This is a genomic window from Rossellomorea sp. YZS02, assembly GCF_033963925.1.
Taxonomy (GTDB): Bacteria; Bacillota; Bacilli; order Bacillales; family Bacillaceae_B; genus Rossellomorea.
On sequence record NZ_JAXBLY010000022.1, the window covers coordinates 78516 to 98603 of the forward strand.

Annotated in this window: 24 protein-coding genes and 1 pseudogene; 4 read left to right on the forward strand and 21 right to left on the reverse strand. The window is 39.8% G+C overall.

Annotated features, from left to right (window positions below; all coding sequences use genetic code 11):
• Positions 1–3: 3 nt before the first annotated feature.
• From SLH55_RS19460 to SLH55_RS19520, 13 genes are all read right to left on the reverse strand, one after another.
• Positions 4–957, reverse strand: coding sequence for an ABC transporter permease (locus tag SLH55_RS19460; protein WP_320324280.1), 954 nt, complete (start codon positions 955–957; stop codon positions 4–6).
• Entirely contained in the window at positions 957–1889 is a 933-nt protein-coding gene (locus SLH55_RS19465; protein ID WP_320324281.1) for an ABC transporter permease, read from the reverse strand. The genes SLH55_RS19460 and SLH55_RS19465 overlap by 1 nt, the downstream gene beginning before the upstream one ends.
• Before the next feature lie 14 nt (positions 1890–1903).
• The gene (locus tag SLH55_RS19470) at positions 1904–2728 is read right to left on the reverse strand and encodes a M55 family metallopeptidase (RefSeq protein ID WP_219170174.1); all 825 of its coding nucleotides are present in this window, start codon (positions 2726–2728) and stop codon (positions 1904–1906) included.
• 895 nt (positions 2729–3623) lie between these two features.
• Positions 3624–3809 (reverse strand): hypothetical protein, encoded by a 186-nt coding sequence (locus tag SLH55_RS19475; protein WP_219170177.1) that lies wholly within the window; start codon positions 3807–3809, stop codon positions 3624–3626.
• A gap of 119 nt (positions 3810–3928) precedes the next feature.
• Entirely contained in the window at positions 3929–4465 is a 537-nt protein-coding gene (locus SLH55_RS19480; RefSeq protein ID WP_320324282.1) for a histidine phosphatase family protein, read from the reverse strand.
• A 67-nt stretch (positions 4466–4532) separates the two neighbouring features.
• On the reverse strand, positions 4533–4664 hold the full coding sequence (locus SLH55_RS19485; RefSeq protein ID WP_320324283.1) for a hypothetical protein: 132 nt from the start codon (positions 4662–4664) through the stop codon (positions 4533–4535).
• Positions 4665–4827: 163 nt separating this feature from the next.
• Positions 4828–6000 (reverse strand): TraB/GumN family protein, encoded by a 1173-nt coding sequence (locus tag SLH55_RS19490; RefSeq protein WP_219170315.1) that lies wholly within the window; start codon positions 5998–6000, stop codon positions 4828–4830.
• Between the two features lie 327 nt (positions 6001–6327).
• On the reverse strand, positions 6328–7017 hold the full coding sequence (locus SLH55_RS19495; protein ID WP_219170186.1) for a hypothetical protein: 690 nt from the start codon (positions 7015–7017) through the stop codon (positions 6328–6330).
• A gap of 199 nt (positions 7018–7216) precedes the next feature.
• A complete protein-coding gene (locus tag SLH55_RS19500) occupies positions 7217–8290 on the reverse strand; it encodes a nitronate monooxygenase (RefSeq protein WP_320324284.1) in 1074 nt (357 codons plus the stop codon).
• 134 nt (positions 8291–8424) lie between these two features.
• Positions 8425–9099, reverse strand: coding sequence for a serine/threonine protein kinase (locus SLH55_RS19505; protein ID WP_320324285.1), 675 nt, complete (start codon positions 9097–9099; stop codon positions 8425–8427).
• Between the two features lie 197 nt (positions 9100–9296).
• Complete coding sequence (locus SLH55_RS19510) at positions 9297–9572, reverse strand: helix-turn-helix transcriptional regulator (protein ID WP_219170192.1); 276 nt, start codon at positions 9570–9572, stop codon at positions 9297–9299.
• A gap of 774 nt (positions 9573–10346) precedes the next feature.
• Positions 10347–11021, reverse strand: coding sequence for an HAD family hydrolase (locus tag SLH55_RS19515; RefSeq protein ID WP_320324286.1), 675 nt, complete (start codon positions 11019–11021; stop codon positions 10347–10349).
• Entirely contained in the window at positions 11021–11767 is a 747-nt protein-coding gene (locus SLH55_RS19520; RefSeq protein WP_320324287.1) for a class I SAM-dependent methyltransferase, read from the reverse strand. Before SLH55_RS19520 ends, SLH55_RS19515 begins: the two co-directional genes overlap by 1 nt.
• A 244-nt stretch (positions 11768–12011) precedes the next feature.
• On the opposite strand from SLH55_RS19520, the gene SLH55_RS19525 reads away from it, so the two are divergent.
• A complete protein-coding gene (locus tag SLH55_RS19525; RefSeq protein ID WP_320324288.1) occupies positions 12012–12194 on the forward strand; it encodes a DUF1272 domain-containing protein in 183 nt (60 codons plus the stop codon).
• Positions 12195–12325: 131 nt separating this feature from the next.
• On the opposite strand, the gene SLH55_RS19530 is transcribed toward SLH55_RS19525, so the two are convergent.
• Positions 12326–12511: a hypothetical protein gene (locus SLH55_RS19530; RefSeq protein ID WP_320324289.1), complete on the reverse strand. Its 186-nt coding sequence runs from the start codon at positions 12509–12511 to the stop codon at positions 12326–12328.
• Between the two features lie 20 nt (positions 12512–12531).
• Positions 12532–12984, reverse strand: coding sequence for an NUDIX domain-containing protein (locus SLH55_RS19535; protein WP_219170202.1), 453 nt, complete (start codon positions 12982–12984; stop codon positions 12532–12534).
• A gap of 233 nt (positions 12985–13217) precedes the next feature.
• Between SLH55_RS19535 and SLH55_RS19540 the strand changes: the two genes are divergently transcribed.
• Positions 13218–14261 (forward strand): serine hydrolase domain-containing protein, encoded by a 1044-nt coding sequence (locus SLH55_RS19540; RefSeq protein ID WP_320324290.1) that lies wholly within the window; start codon positions 13218–13220, stop codon positions 14259–14261.
• Positions 14262–14464: 203 nt separating this feature from the next.
• Here the strand turns inward: SLH55_RS19540 and SLH55_RS19545 are convergent, their stop codons facing one another.
• Entirely contained in the window at positions 14465–14758 is a 294-nt protein-coding gene (locus SLH55_RS19545; protein WP_219170206.1) for a hypothetical protein, read from the reverse strand.
• A 268-nt stretch (positions 14759–15026) separates the two neighbouring features.
• Here SLH55_RS19545 and SLH55_RS19550 point away from each other — a divergent pair, with 268 nt between their 5' ends.
• Positions 15027–15512: a sigma-70 family RNA polymerase sigma factor gene (locus SLH55_RS19550; RefSeq protein ID WP_219170208.1), complete on the forward strand. Its 486-nt coding sequence runs from the start codon at positions 15027–15029 to the stop codon at positions 15510–15512.
• A gap of 92 nt (positions 15513–15604) precedes the next feature.
• Here the strand turns inward: SLH55_RS19550 and SLH55_RS19555 are convergent.
• The 5 genes and pseudogenes from SLH55_RS19555 to SLH55_RS19575 all read right to left on the reverse strand — a co-directional run bounded on the left by SLH55_RS19555 (position 15605) and on the right by SLH55_RS19575 (position 19153).
• A pseudogene (locus SLH55_RS19555) lies at positions 15605–16053 on the reverse strand (GNAT family N-acetyltransferase).
• Between the two features lie 123 nt (positions 16054–16176).
• Entirely contained in the window at positions 16177–16920 is a 744-nt protein-coding gene (locus SLH55_RS19560; protein WP_219170212.1) for an ABC transporter permease, read from the reverse strand.
• 17 nt (positions 16921–16937) lie between these two features.
• On the reverse strand, positions 16938–17849 hold the full coding sequence (locus SLH55_RS19565; protein ID WP_219170214.1) for an ABC transporter ATP-binding protein: 912 nt from the start codon (positions 17847–17849) through the stop codon (positions 16938–16940).
• Positions 17850–18000: 151 nt separating this feature from the next.
• A complete protein-coding gene (locus SLH55_RS19570; protein ID WP_320324291.1) occupies positions 18001–18345 on the reverse strand; it encodes a DoxX family protein in 345 nt (114 codons plus the stop codon).
• 160 nt (positions 18346–18505) lie between these two features.
• Positions 18506–19153 (reverse strand): pentapeptide repeat-containing protein, encoded by a 648-nt coding sequence (locus tag SLH55_RS19575; protein WP_219170218.1) that lies wholly within the window; start codon positions 19151–19153, stop codon positions 18506–18508.
• 206 nt (positions 19154–19359) lie between these two features.
• Here SLH55_RS19575 and SLH55_RS19580 point away from each other — a divergent pair, with 206 nt between their 5' ends.
• Positions 19360–19866 (forward strand): GNAT family N-acetyltransferase, encoded by a 507-nt coding sequence (locus SLH55_RS19580; protein ID WP_320324292.1) that lies wholly within the window; start codon positions 19360–19362, stop codon positions 19864–19866.
• Positions 19867–20088: the final 222 nt, after the last annotated feature.

Below are 20088 nucleotides of genomic sequence, written 5' to 3' on the forward strand. Positions count from 1 at the left end.
TGATTACCTCCTTAGTTTCGGATCAAGTGCATCCTGTAATCCGTCACCCAACACATTGAATGAAAACATCGTCAATGAAATGAATAGTGCCGGGAAGAATAAACGCCACCAGTAACCTGATAGAATCGTAGATAAACCGTCATTTGCCATCACGCCCCAGCTAGCATAGGGTGCCTGAATTCCAAGGCCAAGAAAACTTAGGAAAGCTTCCGCAAAAATAGCACTTGGAACAGTCAGTGTCATCTGTACAATGATCGGTCCCATGGTATTAGGTAGGAGGTTCTTTCGAATAATCCTCGCCGTTTTCGTTCCGAACGTTTTAGAAGCTAAGATAAATTCGTAATTCTTTATCTGGAGTACCTGTCCCCTTACAATTCTCGCCATACCGATCCATCCAGTTACCGTCAGGGCAACGATGATGGTCAAGAGGCCCGGACCCATGACCACCATTAAGAGAATGACGACAAGCAAATAAGGTAATCCGTATAAAATTTCCACAATTCGCATCATGACATTATCCGTTTTACCACCTTTATACCCTGCAATGCCACCATAGACAATCCCAATCACAAAATCGATAAGTGCTGCCATGAATCCAACAAATAGGGATATACGTGCGCCATACCAGGTTCGGGTAAAAACATCTCTCCCCATATCATCTGTACCAAACCAGTGTTCACCAGAAGGTGGCAGGTTTTGGTTGGAGAGTGTTTGCTTCGTTACATCGTGTGGAGAAATGATGGGTCCGATGACTGCCATCACAACTAATCCGGTTAAGAATACCAACCCAAGCATAGCGAGCTTATTTTTCATTAGACGGTTCCAGGCATCCTGCCAATAGGAAAGACTCGGTCTCACCACCGCTTCCGCATCAGTTTCATTTCTCTTCTTCGGTGTAAACCATTCATCCTTGACGTCTGAAGTAACGAGTGGCTCTTGTTGTTGTGGAATCCCCATTATTTCGCCTCCTTCTTATGTAGCTTAATCCGCGGATCCAGGAAACCATATGCCAAATCGACTAAGAACAACATGATTATGAGAAACGCACTATAAAATACAGTCGTTCCCATGATGACGGGATAATCACGCTGATTGATGCTCTCAACGAAATACTTACCCATTCCTGGAATGGCAAAGATTTGTTCAATGACGAAAGTACCCGTTAATATCCCTGCGGCCAGGGTTCCAAGTACCGTGACAACCGGAAGCAATGCATTTCTTAAAGCGTGTTTCACTACAATCTTCACTGGTGACAATCCTTTAGCACGTGCTGTCCTAATATAATCCTGTGTCAACACTTCCAACATGCTTGAGCGCGTGAGACGGGCAATGATTGCCATTGGTCCCGTTGCTAATGCGAGTGTAGGAAGAATCATATGTCGCCAGCTTGTCCATGTGGCAACAGGAAGGATCCCCCACGTGACCGCCACTTGTTGAATCAATAAAGTCGCCATTACGAAGTTCGGGATTGAAATTCCAAGGACCGCAAATGTCATCGCCATATAGTCGATGATTCCATTATGTCTAAGGGCCGCGAGCACCCCCAGCATAATGCCGGAAAGAACTGCAATCACGAGGGTTGTCATCCCCAGTTCAAATGAAATTGGAAATCCCCTTCCCAACAAATCGTTCACTGTTTGGGATGGCTGAGTGATAGAAGGGCCAAAGTCCAATGAAATAAGTGATTTTAAATATAGAAAATATTGAACCATCAATGGCTCATTCAAGTGATAATGAGCTTCTAGATTTTGTTGCACCATCTCACTTGTATTTCTTTCTTCATTAAACGGGGAACCCGGTATGGCATGCATCAGGAAAAACGTTAATGTGACAATCAGCCATAGGGTAATGACCATGGCCAAAAGCCTCTTCAATAAATATGTACTCATTGTTCTCACACTTTCTAACAGAATGTTGTTCTCATCGCGAGCTCAGTCATGACAAGCATGGCTCTATAGGCTTCAAGGATATCCTTAGCAGCAAATCTCACCGTCGTTGTCCCTGTTTCATGTACGGTTCCCGGCATAAGACTCGCCCACTCCGCCTGTCCATAATTGGCAAACTCAATCCGTAAAATAGGATGTTCAGGCGGAGTGAGTGGTTGTACATTTCCCTTATTATGTATTGCTTCTTCCGTTCTTTTCATTAATAGTCGTCTTGATTTTTCCGGCGTGAGACTTTTTGCAACAGAACGGGAAATGGTTTCCTTTACGACTGCGGTCGTCACATTGGGGATCAATGATTCTGCCTCCAGTGCTGCCTGATCGTCCCCGGCAACCATTAACACAGGTACTCCATAGTACCCGGCAACGTATGCATTAAATCCCATTTCACCAACTGCCACATCATTGATATACATGTGTCGGACACCGAATATCATGGAATGGGACATTACCCCTTTCATGGAAGCCCTGGCATGATAACCAACGAAAAAAGCACCATCAAACGTTTCATCCAGTCCTTGAACCATGGAATATGGTTTCACTCCACCAGATATCAACTTCGTTTCAGGGTGCAGCCTCTCAATCAACAGATTATTCATTTGTGAGTGACTATCATTCACAAGTACTTCTTTGCAACCTGAATCAAAGGCTGCAGTTACAACGGCGTTCGCTTCATCGGTCATAATGATTCTTCCACGTTCATAATTATGCTTATTCGATGACACATGAGTATGATCCACAAGACCCGTAATACCTTCCATATCAACGGACATATAGACGTTCATAAATCGCACCTCCTTTCATGGGTATTATTTATTAAATTTTCTTAATATTATAATTATTAATTCGGGTGATTTCAACATTTTTTTGAATAAAAAGGAATATATTCCTATTCTCATAAAATAAGGAATATTGAATCATGGTTTATTTCATTCATTAGGATCTTTCTCTGTCCAGGAAGGAAAAGTAGTTAATTAGAATCATCAATTCTGATTGAGATTAATAATGTGATGGATTTTATAATGAAAATCACACCGCGCTCTTTTGTTCGGGGGCATGTCATATTTCATTGAATTTAAGTATTTGACGGAGGACATATGACATATAGATATTATGTTGATATATTCGAATGTATTTAGTCAAAATGAAACTCTCAGTATAATTTTCATTACCAAATTGATTGATGACAAGAAGCATTTTAATTACGGTTTGCTGATAACCTAACTTTCCCTATTTAAAATATCACCACGTTAGCCTGTACTTAAGCTATAATAAGAAAAAGACCTGGAGAATTCATCTCTCCAGGTCTTCAACTTGGTACATGTATATTAGCTTATTTTATTCAACAATTTTTCTGAGTGCTGAGAGCCCATTTCTGCCACTAAATCAAGTAATTCTGCTTTCGTTGTCTCATCTAGGCCTTTATAAATAAGGAAAGCTTGTGTTGCATCAGAAGTAATTAACTTTCTGTATAACTTTGAGATTCTTTTACTCCTGTGGGTGTCCATTAGATCCTCCTCTATAAATCCTTTCTGTTATTATAATAAATATAGGCTTGTTTTTTCAATATATTCTTCAAAAATTAATTATGTAACAAAAATGAATCAATCCTATTACTAAACGAATTTAGGTCAACCTTGGAGGAGAAAATAATTTTCTTAGACCTTTACACGTAGGTGATTATCTTAAAGATAAATCAGGTGATAACGTTCCGAATTCGAGTGCTTCAAGGATAATTTCCTCAGAGAATCCTGTGTACTGAGAAAGCATTTGAATCGTAATCTTCTGAGAAGTACGGGAAGCCTGGTTTCTTGCCATATATGTTTGATACAAAACAATGGAGTATCTGTCATGTATATTGAGCAACGATCGTCACAGCTCCTATTATTTTCTCCTCACAAGGTCGCGGGTAAAGGTTAATTACTATTTACCCAAAGTTTCATTTTGAAAACGTGGCTGTTCAGTTACATTTTTATCGCTTACGTTCAGCTTCTTACATGCAATTCATACTGCTTAAATTCTCCATTATTGGATGAGAATCTTAAGATATTTTGATCCTTTGGAATGCCATGAAAGTACGCACCGATTGCACCGGTTGTACACCTGTGACCGGAAATCAATATATGTTTATCTTCCGCTCCATGGAGCGCTGTCAATTCTTCCATGAAGTGTAAAACCCTTGTCATGTAACTCTCAGCATCCTCCACTCCATCATAGCACGATGAATCCGGCAATGGACCATTCATGATCACCTCGCTTTTTATCAGGCCATCCGCCTCGCCTAAATCATAAACATCTAGTCTTGTATCAACCTTGCACGACATAGCTGTAACAATTTCAGCCGTTTGAATGGCTCTTTCCTGTGGAGAAGAAAAGACGTAATCGAAGTTGATATGACTTAGTTGGTGTTTTAAATCCTGAGCTTGTCTGAGTCCTGCTTCATTTAATGGGAGACCATTTCTGCCTTGGAGTCTACCTTCTTTGTTTCTATCGGTTTGGCCGTGTCTAATAACGTATATCATGTAGATCCTCCTTTCATTTGTATCGATTCAACTAATCAAACTGTTCCATTGAGCTGATGAATCTGTTTTATTGATCCTTCTTCCTCTTATGTACCTCGATTTGGATGACCAGATACGAAATTCCCAAAAACCCCACAATTCCAAATACTCCTGCGATGATTCCTTGAACTGAAGAAGTGAAGATTGTCATTCCCAGCATGATGCTTAATCCTACGAATAGAAGAAATAACCAATGGCCGTATCGATTGACAAACTCTGTGATTATAATCCCCTCCCAAAACTATGGATACTTCCATTTTAGCATAATATTCCAATTTACCCCCAAAAAAATAAGCCATCCAGAAGGATAACTTATTTTTCCCCTATAAATTTTCAAGAAATAATCTTACTACGTCTGCCCCACCAATGACTGTTCCCAATGTACTTCCTAAATTTGCAAGTACGACAATGAGAAGGATTCGGGTTACTTTGTTTCTCCAGAATCCCTTAATGCTCAGTACATCCTCAGGCAGAGAATCAAAATCACCGACATTGGGCCTGCGGAAATAGGCTTGAACGAACCCTGCAAACCAACCGGCTGCTAGAAGAGGATTCAATGATGTAATGGGTGCTGCTACAAATGCCGTTACAATGGCTAAGGGATGTCCCAGTCCGATCGCTACTCCAAGGGCAGAGAACCCGCCGTTCCACAAAATCCAGCTGATTCCCTGCTGAATCCCTGCATCGGGGTTTGAGATGAACGTATAGGCTATGACGGCCAGGATCATGACAGGGATGGCCCACCCGATGACTTTTGGCCAATTAGATTTAGTTGGACGTTCATTCAATTTATCCAGATTATGCTCTTTATAGATTTCTCTAGAGATACCTGGTACATGTGCTGCCCCAAGTACTGCGACAATCTTATTTCCTGGAGCGTCTTTGATTTTCTGTGCCAGGTATTGATCCCGTTCATCGATTAAGGGTGTTTTCAACTTAGGAAACACTTGTGTGAATTCATTCAGCATTGAATCAAGCATATCCTGGGATTTGATTTTTTCCAGTTCTTCCTCTGTAATTGTATCATTGCTAAAGATACTGTATACAATCTGGGTCAGTAGCTTGGCCTTCCCGCTGAAACCTACACTGCTCCATATCCGGGAAAATGTCACCTGGATGTTCCGGTCAGCAAGGACGAGTTCCGCATTTAATTCTTTCGCGGATTCGATGCCCTGAATCATTTCCTGTCCCGGTTTGATGCCGAATTGTTTGGCCATCCGGCGTTGGAATGAACCAATGGCAAGATTCATGAGGAGCAGAGTGGATTTCTTATCTTTGATCACTTGAAAAATATCAGTATCTCTCCACTTATCACCTTCGACAATTGATTGATACCTTGGTTCGTCCAGCTCAACACAAACCGTGTCCGGTTTCTCGTCTTCTATCACATCTTTTACCTGTTCCGCACTCTGTCGTGACACATGAGCGGTCCCGATTAGGATGTATTCCTTCCCATCCATATGTATTCTGGTAATATTCTTTTCGTTTTCTGTCATCATCGTGTACCTTCCTTTAGTTCCGCTGACTTTCAATAACAATCTACCTCATAATGATAAACTAGTTTTGGCAAAATTTAAATAAATTCTGTTCATAATCATGAAAGATCTTGATTTTTTACGATGATTTCATATGTTGCGGAATGATCAAGATTGGTTTTGGGAGTATTTTTTTCTACCCGACTTATAGGGGATCCGTTTAGCATATTGGATAGAGAAATTCGGATATATGATATATACAATGATCAGTCGATCAAAAGTGATGATACATACTTCATTCAGTGAACTGGAAAAAAGTAGAGTGCCAGAAACAACACTCTACCCCTACTAATATTTCTTTTCAATTCTTTCTTGTAACGTTTCTATTTTTTCTGGAAGTACATACAGGTATTCAATCAGACCTTCCAATAATTCCATAAGTAGGCCAGCTGTTTCATCATCTATCTCCCGTTCCAATTCAAGCATCTCGTAGAAAGCAGACTTGGGATGGACTAAATGGCTGAGGGCCTGGATCGGCTTTGATAGATCAACATTTTTCGGAAGCTGATCGAATTGTTCCGACAAAGATTGCCCTGTGGATTGATCACCATTGAAATTCTTCAGTACACTCTCCAGTACCCGCTTAGACATAACGGCTGTAGCAGAGTTATCCTTCGACTGGCTGACGTTTAATGCGGATCGAAATGATCTGACGAGGTCCTGTGGGATCCGTTTATTCCCCTGGATCTGATCCAAGGGTCCGTTCGTGGCTAAAGGATCATAAATATAAAGACCGGCTTCCTCTCTTGTATGAATCGAATCGTCATTCAACATAATAACGAAAACGGCCGGTTTCTTACATTCCGAACAGTTGGCCTCTGCGAACAACCCAGTCTTATTCACTTGATAGAAATTGGCTTTCAACACAAATTCACTGGTCTTAGAGCAACTTGGACATTGACTTTTAACTTTCTTAGGAACTTTTTGATAACCGTACTGAATGTGTGACAGTACGGATCCAGGTAAAATTTCTCTCATGTGAACCTCCTAGAAAATGCAGCTCGACAAATGGAATTTTCATTATTTAGAATTTTTCAGTTAAATAAAAAAGCGCTTACCTTATATCAAAATTATACCTTTGCTAGAAAGTATTACAAGGTTAAATATTTGGAAAAGAAGATTTGTGAAAATGGGACTAATGATGAGATTAGAGTGGTGAAATCATCAAAATAACAGTTTATCTGTGCAACTTATGTAGTCCTTCTTCCACTTCTTTTACCATGGAATCAATCAGCTCATGTACATAAACATCTTTACTGAGTCGTGGGCTTTGACCTGACCATAAAGACATTAATTCTTTGTTATGCAGATTGCCGGCTTCCTTTCTAATTTCTTTAGTCAATTCGTTTTGAATAGGGTACGGAAGGAATTGACTCTCATACTCCTTCATCGTTCTTGTAAATGTGTTTGAAAGGCCCCTGGCCGGTTTACCGCTGAATGCAGATGTGACCGTTGTGCTTGTCTCTTCAGCTTCTAAAATGGCTCTTTTGTGGATGGCATTTGCTCCACTTTCTTTCATGGTTAGAAAGGCGGTTCCCATTTGAACTCCTTTTGCACCCAAAGCGAGAGCGGCTATCATACCTCTTCCATCCATAACTCCGCCTGCTGCAATAACCGGTAGTTTCACAGCATCCACTACCTGTGGAATCAGGGAGAATGTCCCAATCATTGATTCTTCATAAGCACCAAGAAATGTACCTCTATGCCCACCTGCTTCACTCCCTTGTGCCACGATCACATCCACTCCACACTCTTGATTGATTAACGCTTCCTTTACTGATGTAGCAGTTCCGATGACTTTGATTCCTTCTTTCTTCAACTCTTTTACAATTTCCTTTGAAGGAATTCCAAAGGTAAAGCTGCAGACTGGCACTCTTTCATTAATGATGGATTCAATTTGTTTTTCAAAATCTGCTTGATTTATAGTGAATTGGCCATCAATCAATAAATTCATTTCTTTTTTGAAGGGGTCCAGTATTTTTTGCATGCTGTTCACTTGTTCTTCTCGGCATTCCGGTTTCTCGGGTATGAAAAGGTTTACACCAAAAGGTAAGTCTGTTTGTTTTTTTACTTGTTTTAGCGCCTCTTTAAGGTCGGCGACAGGCATATACCCTGCTCCAAGCGTCCCAAGCCCGCCCGAATTCGAGACAGAGGAAACCAGGCGCGGGGTGGTGACCCCTCCAGCCATTCCAGCTTGGATGATGGGATATTTTGTCCCCAGACTCTTACTTACATCGTTTTGATACCACATATTCTCCCCTCCAGTTATCTAATCTTAGATAAATTATGTCAAACGGAAGCTGTTTGTACAACTGATTCAAATGTAACTCTTCTCTTCTCCAAAAAAAACGTCCAAAGCAATGAACGCTTTGAACACTTTCCATCCTATTTAAATGAAGTAAATTTGGATACTTTTTTCATAAATTCCTCATACGATCCAAAGTGCTTATTCCAAGAGTTGTACCATTTCCGTATCGTTTCCAATAACCAAAATGGTAAGGCTCTTCCCTCAATAAGGTCATAATGGTCTTCATAAGCTTTTTTCAAGTGCTCCCATCTGAAATCATTTCCAGGATGTACATACTCTGATACATCAATGATCTTCGCTCTCCCATTTTGCAATAAAATGTTTTTTAAATGGATATCACGGGGATTTAGTCCTCGCTCACGAACATAATGTCTCGCCGCTTCGACATCCTGAACCACTTGAAATGGAATCGGGATACCCTGCAACAGACAGTCAAAGAGTGTTGGTCCTTCTTCATAACTTAATACTAGTAATGTATCATAAGCTGCATAGCAGGTAGAGAAAAAAGGAGAATCCCCGATGGTTTGATAAACGTTTTCTTCTATTTTTATTTTGGATCTCTTATCTTCAGCATACAATTTGAACGCGAAGTTAGGTACATTAATAGATTGAAAGACCGCCGCATCTGTCCCGACTCCCACGCATCGTAATGTTTCATCGCCACCATGGATTGTGACAGGTTCATTATTTGCATTAGAAGACACGGTCAATTGAGTTAAAGATGATAGAGCGACTTCCCAATTATTATCCATAGGCTCTCCCTTCGTCCAATTGAACTCTTTTAAAGGTATGATTGGAGATCGTACCTTATTCAGGATAATATAGCATCTGCCCGTTCCACATTTCAACTCTAAGCCGTCGACATATTATATTCAGTTTTAAACCTCTGGTAGAATATCCCAGTTTTAAATATTTGAGGCTATGGCTTATACTGCTTTGACTAGTCTTATCATTCGTCCAAAAGATTCGTCAGTCGAGTGATATGAACTCCCAACGCTTCGAATATTCCCCTGCAAGTGACATCACTAACCCTTTCCCTGCACCCTTCAAGTCTTTTGATGGTCTGCGTGCATACATTTGCTTTCGATGCTAACTCTTCTTGAGTCAGTTGAGATTTCACTCGAAACAAATAAACAATCTCACCCATTTGAAGTTCGTTAATAGTTGAATCCTTCTTTGTTAAGCAAGCATTAATGGAGTTGCATAATTTCTTCATGTCATTCATAGATAGACCCCTCCAACATTTGGCAAAATGGTATTTACTAAATATAAAGAAATTTCTTCATATTAGCAAGGGGAAGATATCAACAGTTTCTATTTGCACTATATGGTCCTAATCATAATATGTAATGGTAAGTTTAAAGGACGGAATATGAGACTTTTGAATGAAGATAAGAGACTCAAGGGGAAAGCTTCTCTCGTTAGTGAAGCATAGCGTATTTGTTATAAAATTCATTAGTCATAAAAAACAAAAAAAAGCATCTGATTAGATGCTTTTTCTTTCAATCTACGCTCGATCATAATGCAAGGAACAAATCCCATCTCAGGGAATAATACACAGTGCCTATTCCAACAAACACTACGATCAGGCCGATAATGTTCTCTATGAACTTTTCAGGTAACTTAATAAATTTAAGTACCGTATATATTAGTGTAGTCAACGATATGGTAACTAGTGAAACAATCGCTATATTAATAGCGACGGTTTTTACTGGTTCTGTAAATAAATCACTGAATTCAAACAAAGTGGACCCTCCTGATTTTATTCAATTACCTAGGCTGAATATGTAGTATCAAGAAGACTATTATACTAGAAATTCCGTAGAATGAATAGTAGCATATCGTTCTAAATCAGTCTTTCATAATAATCAAAAAATACGAAAGATTATTATCATCCCCCTTTTCAATTCACTTGATCAGCTGACAGAGTAAAATTTATTGACTGTCTCTCCTAACCATTTAAAGGACACATGTTTATAAATTTTTCTACCAGAAATAGTCAACGTGATGACTGAAGTGCCTTAATAAAGGATGGTAAGTCAGCTAAATCATCAATCACACCATCTGCATGCTTTGCATCTATCCAATGGGCATCCTTCTTCCAAACACCTTTCATCCCTGCCTTCTGGGCACCATACACATCATACTCGGGATGGTCTCCGATAAAGATGCATTCTTGAGGTTCTACTTGTAATCTTTCTACTGCCCGTTTAAAAATTTCAGTATCGGGCTTTTTTATACCTTCCCACTCGGAGACAAGTATTTCTTGAAAGTAAGGTTTTATTTTGAGGGCAAGGATATTGTCCATCTGAAATCGTCCATACCCATTCGTGATCATCCCCAATCGGATTCCTTCCGCTTTTAATTCATCCAACATGGTAAGTATATGAGGAAAAGGGATACAGCTGTATTTAAATCGTTCTATGTAATCGTCGAGAAATGCTTCAGATGTTAACTTAGGAATCGAAAACTCCTCAATAAGCTGTTTATATACTTTGTCTTTCCATACGTATCCCCTTTGATCTAGTTCGATGAATCTGGATATATATACATTTTTCGGAATATGATGAAGGCAATGGTAAAGGCGTTCATACTGATCAGTGATGAATGCCTTTACAGACGCATCCCTATTTAACAGCGTTCCATCCAGGTCGAATATGGCAGCTTTTATCATCAGATCCGCATTCCCTTCCTGGCTTTCACAATTAAAGTAGTTGGTAAATAGCTTGCTTTATCAAAGCTATACCATCTATTGGAATGCCTCTCAACATCCACTTGGGATAAACGCACCTCTTCAATCACGTTTTCGATCAAGAAGCCTTTCTTGATGAGCGTGTTCAGATAGGTACTGACTTTGAACTGCTGCATGATGGCAGGATGCGTCCACGCCTCATGGTCATAGGGTCCTTCACTATGATAGGGTTGGCTGAAGATGAGGTTTCTTCCTGTTTGTTGAATACGATTATATAAAGGGTGCTCCCAGCTGAATACGAAGATGCCGCCATCCTTTAGGTATGAATATACATTGGATAGGGTTTGATCCAGGTCTGTCGTCCAACCCAAGGCGTAAATGGAATAGACAATGTCAAAATGATTCTCGGGTATTCCTGGATTCTCTTCCATTGGTGCTTCAAACAAGGTCACATCATCATCTGACAATAATTCTTTAGCTGCCTTGATTTGGCTGTGAGATAAATCCAATCCCCACATCTCCGAGGCGTGATTGTCCCTCATATATTTTAGTGAATGCCCACTACCACAGCCGATATCCAATACCCTTTTTCCTTTTATATCCCCAAGCAGCTGTAGCTCATCTTCAGTTGGTGCAAGTGGACCGTATTCCGGCAGGGGATTTCTACCGTAGAAACGTGGCGCGACTTCATCCCAGCTTTTTTTATTAACCGATAGTGATTGGTTCAAACTTCCTTCCCCTTTCTGATCATTAGCAGTTTTTCATCATTAAAGCAGAAACCATGTACACTTGTAACACGTGAGATTTCGGGAATGAATGATTCCTGTTTCCATGTTATTTTCACTCTCGATTTCCCCCATATGATATATTTTCCGCCATTTTTCCCTCAAAGGAGTGACTTTACCATATATCCACTATATTAACGCATTTTAGAATATAATGGAAAGAGATTGATAGAAAGGAAGGTTACCTATGGGATTAGAAATGAAGACCAATTGTGAGACGTGTGGGAGGAGCTTGAATGACCATGCGTACATTTGTGTCCATGAGTGTACTTATTGTGAAGGCTGCACTGCTAAATATGATTCTATCTGTCCGAATTGCAATGGGGAATTGGCCAGAAGACCCAAACCGCCTGCCGGTATGGAACACTGAGGAAGGTAGCATCCGGGGTTGAGGGGCTTTGGTACAAAACACTTGGAAACGCAGGTTTTGAAGGCTGTATGAGTTCGAATGTTATAAGGATCTTATGGCTCTGAGATAGTTCTCAGAGCCATAAGATCTATTCAGGCTTTACTATTCTTTTCTTTATTCAAAAATCTGTGTAGCAAAAGCCCGGTCACTATTGTTGAAACAGTTAAAGTACACGCACTCAAGACAGCATTGAAACTGTAGTCTTGTTCAATGCCATCTAAAATACTAGAGTAAATGCCTGCCATTATTCCTGTTAAGATAAGCGTATGAATACGCAACGATTATCCCCCTCTTTATCCTAGTTGATATCTCCGAGATAAACCTTCGACCTTCTTCCGACTATATATGAAGCTATTTCTTTAGGATATAATCTATAATTCTTCAGTGCATCCAAATCAATCCACTCCACCCCTACTTGGTGACTATCTGGATTCGATGGAGCATGATGATCGCTCCATTCATGGAGAAATGTACATTTAAAATAGAATTCTACTTGATGTAAGTTGAAGTCGAAAGCCGCATGCTCATGGTTTTTACCGATATACTCCCTTATATGTACCAGCTCCCCTACTGCCACGACTTCCCCTGTCTCCTCTATGCATTCTCTAATTAATGCTTCATGAAGTGTTTCACCTTTTTCCTGTCCCCCACCGGGAAAGAGATAGAAAATACCATCATCATCTTTATTTTTAGTCAGAAGTATTTTGTTATTTTGGATAATGATGGCTTTTGCTGAATTGCGGATTGACATTGATTATTTTCCCTTCTATTTCGCATATTTGTTCATATGTATAGAACATGCTATTCTGAGATTCTTTGAAAGGCATGCGTGTGACTGGACGAACTTATGCCACTGCATGGTTTCACCGCTCACCAGAACGCACTTAATAACTTTCTATACTAATCTTGAAAAATCCTGCTTAAGCTGGAAGCTCATCTTCTTAAAGGCAGGTAGGATATCTATAGCTCGAAAGGATGATTTCTTTGATTGATCTCACTATAATTGAAAAAACAGTCGAAAATCTGCGTAAAGCATACCAGCTGCCTGGTATTTCAGTCTGCTTGACTGATTCTTCTGGAGAAGACTATATTATGGCAGCAGGCGTTAAAGGATATGTCCAAAATACATTGTTAAATCCTTTCGATCATCAACGTATTGGTACTTTAACAAAAATGTTTACTAGTACATTGATCTTGAAATTACAAGAAGAAGGCCTTCTTTCACTTGAACAATCCGTCGAATCCATCCTTCCCGGTATCCTGAAAGAAGGCAGAAGGATATCCGTTCGTCAATTGCTTCAGCATAGATCGGGCTTAAAGGATTATCTAAGGATGGATGTCGCAGGTACGAAATGCATTGAACATGAGGTCTCAAGTCTGAATGACTTCTTCCCCCCTCAAAGTCTTATAAGACTGATCGCCCATCATACTCTGGAATTTGATCCCGGTACTAAATATAAGGACTCCCAAACAGATTATATCCTTCTTGGAATGGTCATAGAGAAATGTACAGGCATGAAGATTGAAGAAGCAGTCAGCCAATGGATTATTCAACCGCTTCAACTGAATAGGACATACTTCCCGATAAAGAATGATCTAAAGTTCCCCTTTGCAACAGGGCACTCGAATGCCACCCCGGACTTGTCTGACATATCTGATGATTTGAAAGACATTACAGATCTCAATGTTTCCATCATGTGGACTGCCGGTGCTCTTATTTCAAACCCTGCAGAAATTCAAACATTCATGAAGGCCCTGTTCACTGGCACCCTCTTATCACAAGAATCACTTGAACAAATGCTGGCTGTTCATCAGACGGATGTTCCCGGTCAATATTACGGTTTGGGAATTGCCAAGTACACGTTTGATAAAGGAATATCTGCTTACGGTCATCATGGATTGATTCATGGGTATGAATCTGTGACACTTTATTTTCCTGAACATGAAATATTCACGACGGTTATTGTGAATCAAATGCCGGTGGGAGTTGTAACACTTGCACACCAGTTATTTCAGGAGGTTCTTTAAAAAGAAGTTCGTGCAGGAGTGAAAACGTTCAATGATGGGCGTTTTCTTCTCCTTATTTTGCCTGAGACATTGATTGAAAGAGTCTGCCCTCCCGCTATGCCTAAAGAATGGTTATAGCCCTATCAATTCCTATTTGTTTAAAGTTTACATAATAATATTATGGTTATTCATCTTGTCAATGAACTCAGAACTTATTAGAGGAATTATTTATGTTTTTTAATTTGTTCATGGATTTTTTCTAATTCCTCAAGTGATAATGTGCCTAAAGAAGCTTTAATCTCATTTTCGAGCTTTTTTTTGTTTCTTTTGCGGTAACCCTCCCACCATTCCCGCAGGTCTTCAGTATTCGTAAGGAGGTAGTCAATATCGATTTCTTCAATTTCATCATCGGAAAGATAGTGAAGGACCGCTGCTAACATTTGTTCCAGCTTTTCGATAGTTTCATTCTGCTGTACTTGTTCATTTTCGGATTTAATAGAAGTAGAACTCTTTGTCATTTTTCACCCTCCTTGGAGTATGTCTTTCATTATAGTATTGCCTAATTCCCAACCATTTTTACTAATTAAGGAAAATAGCTAATATGTTTCCTCATTATAGGTCTATTTTGTTATTTCCCCTTCAGAAACAGCTGAAATGCCATAAAGTTTTAATGATGTAGTGGCTCTCTAACTAAAATTAACCTCGTTTGTTCACCACCCTTTTTCTTTGTATGGTTAACCTACCTAGGAATACAAAGAACGGCGCGCCGGTCAGAAGGAAAGTATATTGGAGAAATTTGAGGAGCTACATTTGCAATATGACCGGATGATTCATAAAATTATTCATTCATTGCACATCTATAAAAATAAATCGGAGTACTATCAAACCGGCCTCATCGCCCTATGGGAGGCTTATCAGAATTTTGATCCCGAGAAAGGAGCTTTTCCTGCGTACGCATACTCATTTGTACGTGGCAGAATTCTGTCGCAGTTAACAAGTGATAATCTAAATGAAGAAAAGAACATTTTCAAAGAAACGGAATTCTTTAACATGATAGAAGATGATCATATAAATGGAGGATTAGCAGAAGAATTGTTGTTCAGCTATTGTGAAGGTCTGACGGTGAATCAGAGAAAATGGGTAAGATATACGTGTATGCATATGCTTACAATCAGTGAAATTGCAGAGGTGGAGAATGTATCCCTATCTGCTGTGAAAAAGTGGCGGAAAGGAGCGAAAGATAAGCTTAAAGGAATGTTAGAGGTGAAATAAACATTTATATGTTTGATGAACTTATAGGAATGTAAATCTTTGAAGGGCCAAATGAAGAACTTGGCCCATTCCATTTCTATCATTTTGTTAAACTACATTTCTTTAATTACGGCCATTTCCCTGCCAAATCGGTCACCGTGATCGACAAATCCAAGACTTCTATATAAGTGATGTGCACCCAGATTATCAGGGTGATATCCTACAACGATTCTATTCACGTCGAGTGACTCTTTCATTTCTATTAACATTAAATCTGTTGCCGCTTTTCCGATTCCTCTACCCTGATGGCTTTCATCAACCATTATTCGGTATACCCAATGACCGTCCAGTTCTTCTGGTACAGTATTGAACATAAGGAAGCCAACAACCATACTATCAAAATAGATGGCAAAAGGTTTAATGTGGTCTCGAATTTAGATTGGGCAATGGATATGGAATTAGGTTCAATGAATGGCAGCTGCTCTGTTGACAACTTGAGCTGACAGCATTCATACCAATTTTCTTTATTTAGTTCTTGAATTCTTACTCTATTCTCTTTCAATCGGTTTCCCCTTTCAAACAATGCAAATTCGGATGGAATGTTCAGATAATTGAATTATACCATAAATTTCAAAAAGGGAAGCGTTTTCACTAGTTTTAGAGAAGGTATTCGCTTTTCCCGATATTAGCTTTTTGATGAACGAAGAAACCGTGGATATCGAGCGATGGCAATCATTCCACCTACTGCTCCGGAGAATATCAGGATAGAAATATTGAAAAAAACGTCAGCCACAGATCCACCCTCGAGAATGATTTCCTTATATCCTTCAATTGCCCAGTACTGAGGCAAAACCTTACTGATCGATTGCATAAATTCAGGCATCAGCTCCACTGGCAGCCATAACCCTCCAAGCATTGCACCTCCGAGTGCGACGATCTGTGTCATGGCAATGCCCATGTTCTCCGTTTTCACCAACACTGAGAGGGCCATGCCCCACCCCGTTACAATGAAAGCCAAAGATAAGGAAATGGAAATCAGTGCAAGGGGATCCCCTAGTGGGAGATCATAAACGACGACGCCAAAACAGAATAATACTGCTATCTGTATCAAGACGATCATCATAAAGGGAATCCACTTTCCTATAAAATAGTCCTTGATAGGCAGTGGTGTACTGGCGATCCTTGCGACCATTCCTTTATCCCGATCCTTTACGAATCCGATGACCATGGAAATCATAATATAAAATGCGAACATGATCGTATATCCTGGGATGATCTGGGTCACAACTTCTTTATAACTTGTATTCTCATCTCCCGAAAAGATGGAAACAAAGGCGATAATGAAGACGATCGGCAAAATAAATGTCCAAAACCACAAGCCTTTATCCTGTACATTCTTCTTTAATTCCATTTTTGCAATTGCCCACATGTGCATTCCTCCCTGTATTACGAATCACGAAGCTGTGTTCCTGTTAGATCAAAAAAGATATCCTCCAGTTTTGGCTGATATAATTCCAGCCTTCTTGGAAGGATGTTTTGGCTCCGGAAATCCACAATCAGGTTTTCCAGTGCAACAAGTGGATCAACACTATGTAGCAGAAATCCATTTCCTTTAGATTCGAGCTCACCGTGGACAGATAGACTTGATTCATTTAATCCTTCCCCCGAAATAAACAAGGATGGTCGATTGTATTTCTGCAACAGTTCATCCATTGAGCCGCTTTCAACCAGCGTTCCCTTATCAATCAGAGCAATGCTGTCACAAAGGTGCTCTACTTCCTCCATGTAGTGACTGGAGTAGATAATGGTGCTACCCTTTTCTTTTAACTCATGAATGATTGAAAATATTGAATTTCTTGATTGTGGATCAATTCCAACAGTCGGCTCATCCATTATGATAATAGAAGGATTATGGAGTAATGCGCATCCAATATTCAACCGGCGCTTCATCCCACCTGAGAAGGTACTGACCTTATCTTTCTTGCGTTCATATAATCCGATCTGTTTCAACACATTCTCACAACGGTCCTGTAATTCTTTTCCTTTAAGTCCATAAAGGCTCCCGAAATACCTTAAGTTATCTTTGGCAGTCAGTGTTTCCTCCAGACAAATATCCTGAGGTATGTACCCAATAAGTTTTTTCACTTTTATTCTATCTTTCATAACAGAGTGTCCTTTGACGATGATATCCCCTTCAAAATTTTGTAATACTCCGGATAAAATTTTCATTAAGGTGGATTTCCCTGCTCCGTTGGGACCTACAAGTCCAAAACATGTGCCTTCCGGGATTGTTAGACCGATATTTTGCAGCGCTTGGATAGCTTCATACTGCTTACTTACATTTACAATCTCAATCATGAATAAACCTCCTCCATCACATTGGCGCTAATATATCGTACGAATTTGAATTGGAAATAGTTTCACTTAATGTAAAGAAATTAAAGAAAAAGGAGTGGCAGCCGGGCATCCACTCCTTTTGCCATATATAATTTACTCCTATCTGGTGAATTTACTTAACTAAATACAATAATATAAAGGCAAGGATCCCCAGAAGGACAATCATAGATGTATCTTTGAATCCATCTTTTACACGAATATGGGCCAGCATTCCACCGATTGCTGTTACACCGAGAATGAGAGAACCAGTGACGATGTACGTTTCATTCCAGTAACCAAGGACCAATAATGCAGCACCCGATAATTCCACTAAACCAGTGACGATCCGAAACCATTGAGGTAATCGTAAATGCTCAAATACTCCTCGTTGCACGCTTGACCTGGTTAGTTTTCCTACTGCAGCCATCAAAAACATGGCGGCCAAAAATCCTTGTAAAACCCAGATGAAGATGGTCATGGTGTTTCCCCCTTCGAATTGAAAGCAGTGGGCCCTGATACATAAGTATGTTTGATTGGATCATTTTATACATATGAACAATGGATTCATTTGCCCTCCTTGAAATATTCTTGCCATCTTAAAAGCGTGCAGAGCTTATCAGCTCTGCACGCTTTACAACCTACTCTTTAACTTTCAATCCTAATAAGCCTGCAAACCCAATCGCCTGCTCAGGGGAAATTTCACATCCGGAAAGCCTATCAAGGGCAACATTTATCCGGGTAAACCTGCAGGTGCTAATATCAATTCCTTTAAGGTCAGTCTGGGTAAAATCAATTTCATTCAGATCACATCGATCAAAGCTCACTTTCAGGAGCTCACAGTCAGAGTAGTTTGCATTTTGCAAGGAGGTTTGGTTAAATTTCACCTTTTTCATTCGAGCGTCAACAAAGTCACTCATATTAGCCAAACATTCATCAAAATGTACATTTCCTAAATTCGCACCGGAAAAATCAATCCCCATTAATTTGCATTCACTGAAGCGGACCCGATGGATGATTCCCTCACATAAGTTTGCATTCGACAGGTCGCAATTTTCAAAGACGACATCTGTCATATCAATTCGAGGAAATGATGCACCTGCGAAAGAAACATTTTTAAACGTCACTTTAGATAGTACAAGTTGGTCGATATGTTCCTGATCCAACCTCGCATTTTCTACCGTACAATTCGATAGAAAGGGATCTTCATCATAATAGATATCATGGAAATTTGCTGTATCTTGGCGCGCTGGAATTTTTGGATCCTCTATTTTAAATGTATATCCCATTTTTACACCTCTATCCTGATCATTTAGTATAAAGAAACTATAGCATGAAGAAAAAAGAAAACTAGTCTTGGATTTTTTTCAGGGGTGTGTCTCGCGCTGAAATCACTTAACAAGCAGAATTGGTCGTGGCTTTCCAAAGTATGATTTCCCATGCGCAATGTTTCGAGTTAAAATAAGAAAGGAGAATATAAAGTGAGGTGTTCCACATGAAGGTAATAGAAACATCGCGACTAGTCTTGAGATGGGTAGAGCCTACTGATGCCGCATTTATCATGAGATTATTAAATGAACCTGGATGGCTTAAATTCATTGGGGACAAAGGTATTCGCACAATGGATGATGCGTTGAATTATATCGAGAATGGTCCACGGGCCATGTATGAACGGGAAGGATTTGGTTTGTTCCTGGTGGAGCGCAAGGATGATCACATCCCTATCGGTTTATGTGGGTTGATTAAACGTGATGGCCTTGAAGATGTTGATATCGGCTTTGCATTTCTAATGGAGTATCAATCTCAAGGATATGCATTTGAAGCAGCCAGCGCTACAATGGATCTTGCAAAAGAAAGAGGAATGGAACGGATCGTAGCGATTACCACCAAAGATAATCATTCTTCTTCTAAACTTCTTGAAAAGTTGGATATGAAACTGGAGGGGTATGTGATACTTCCGAATGATACAGAAGAGCTCAAAAAGTACATATTGGACTTGTAAATAAACCGGAACCATCACCCTAAGAACCACCAAAGAATTTGATGGTTAGTGCTGTATTAACAAACTCTATGAGTGAAGCAATAATACCCCAGTTGCAACTCCAGGTTGCAGTTCTCTCTACTTTATTAAATGCTGTTTATATAAACATTGTTGCTTTTGGATGTAGCGAGTGGCGGTTGATTTCCGCTACAGGTGCTCGCTTTCCGCGGGGCTGGCGGTGAG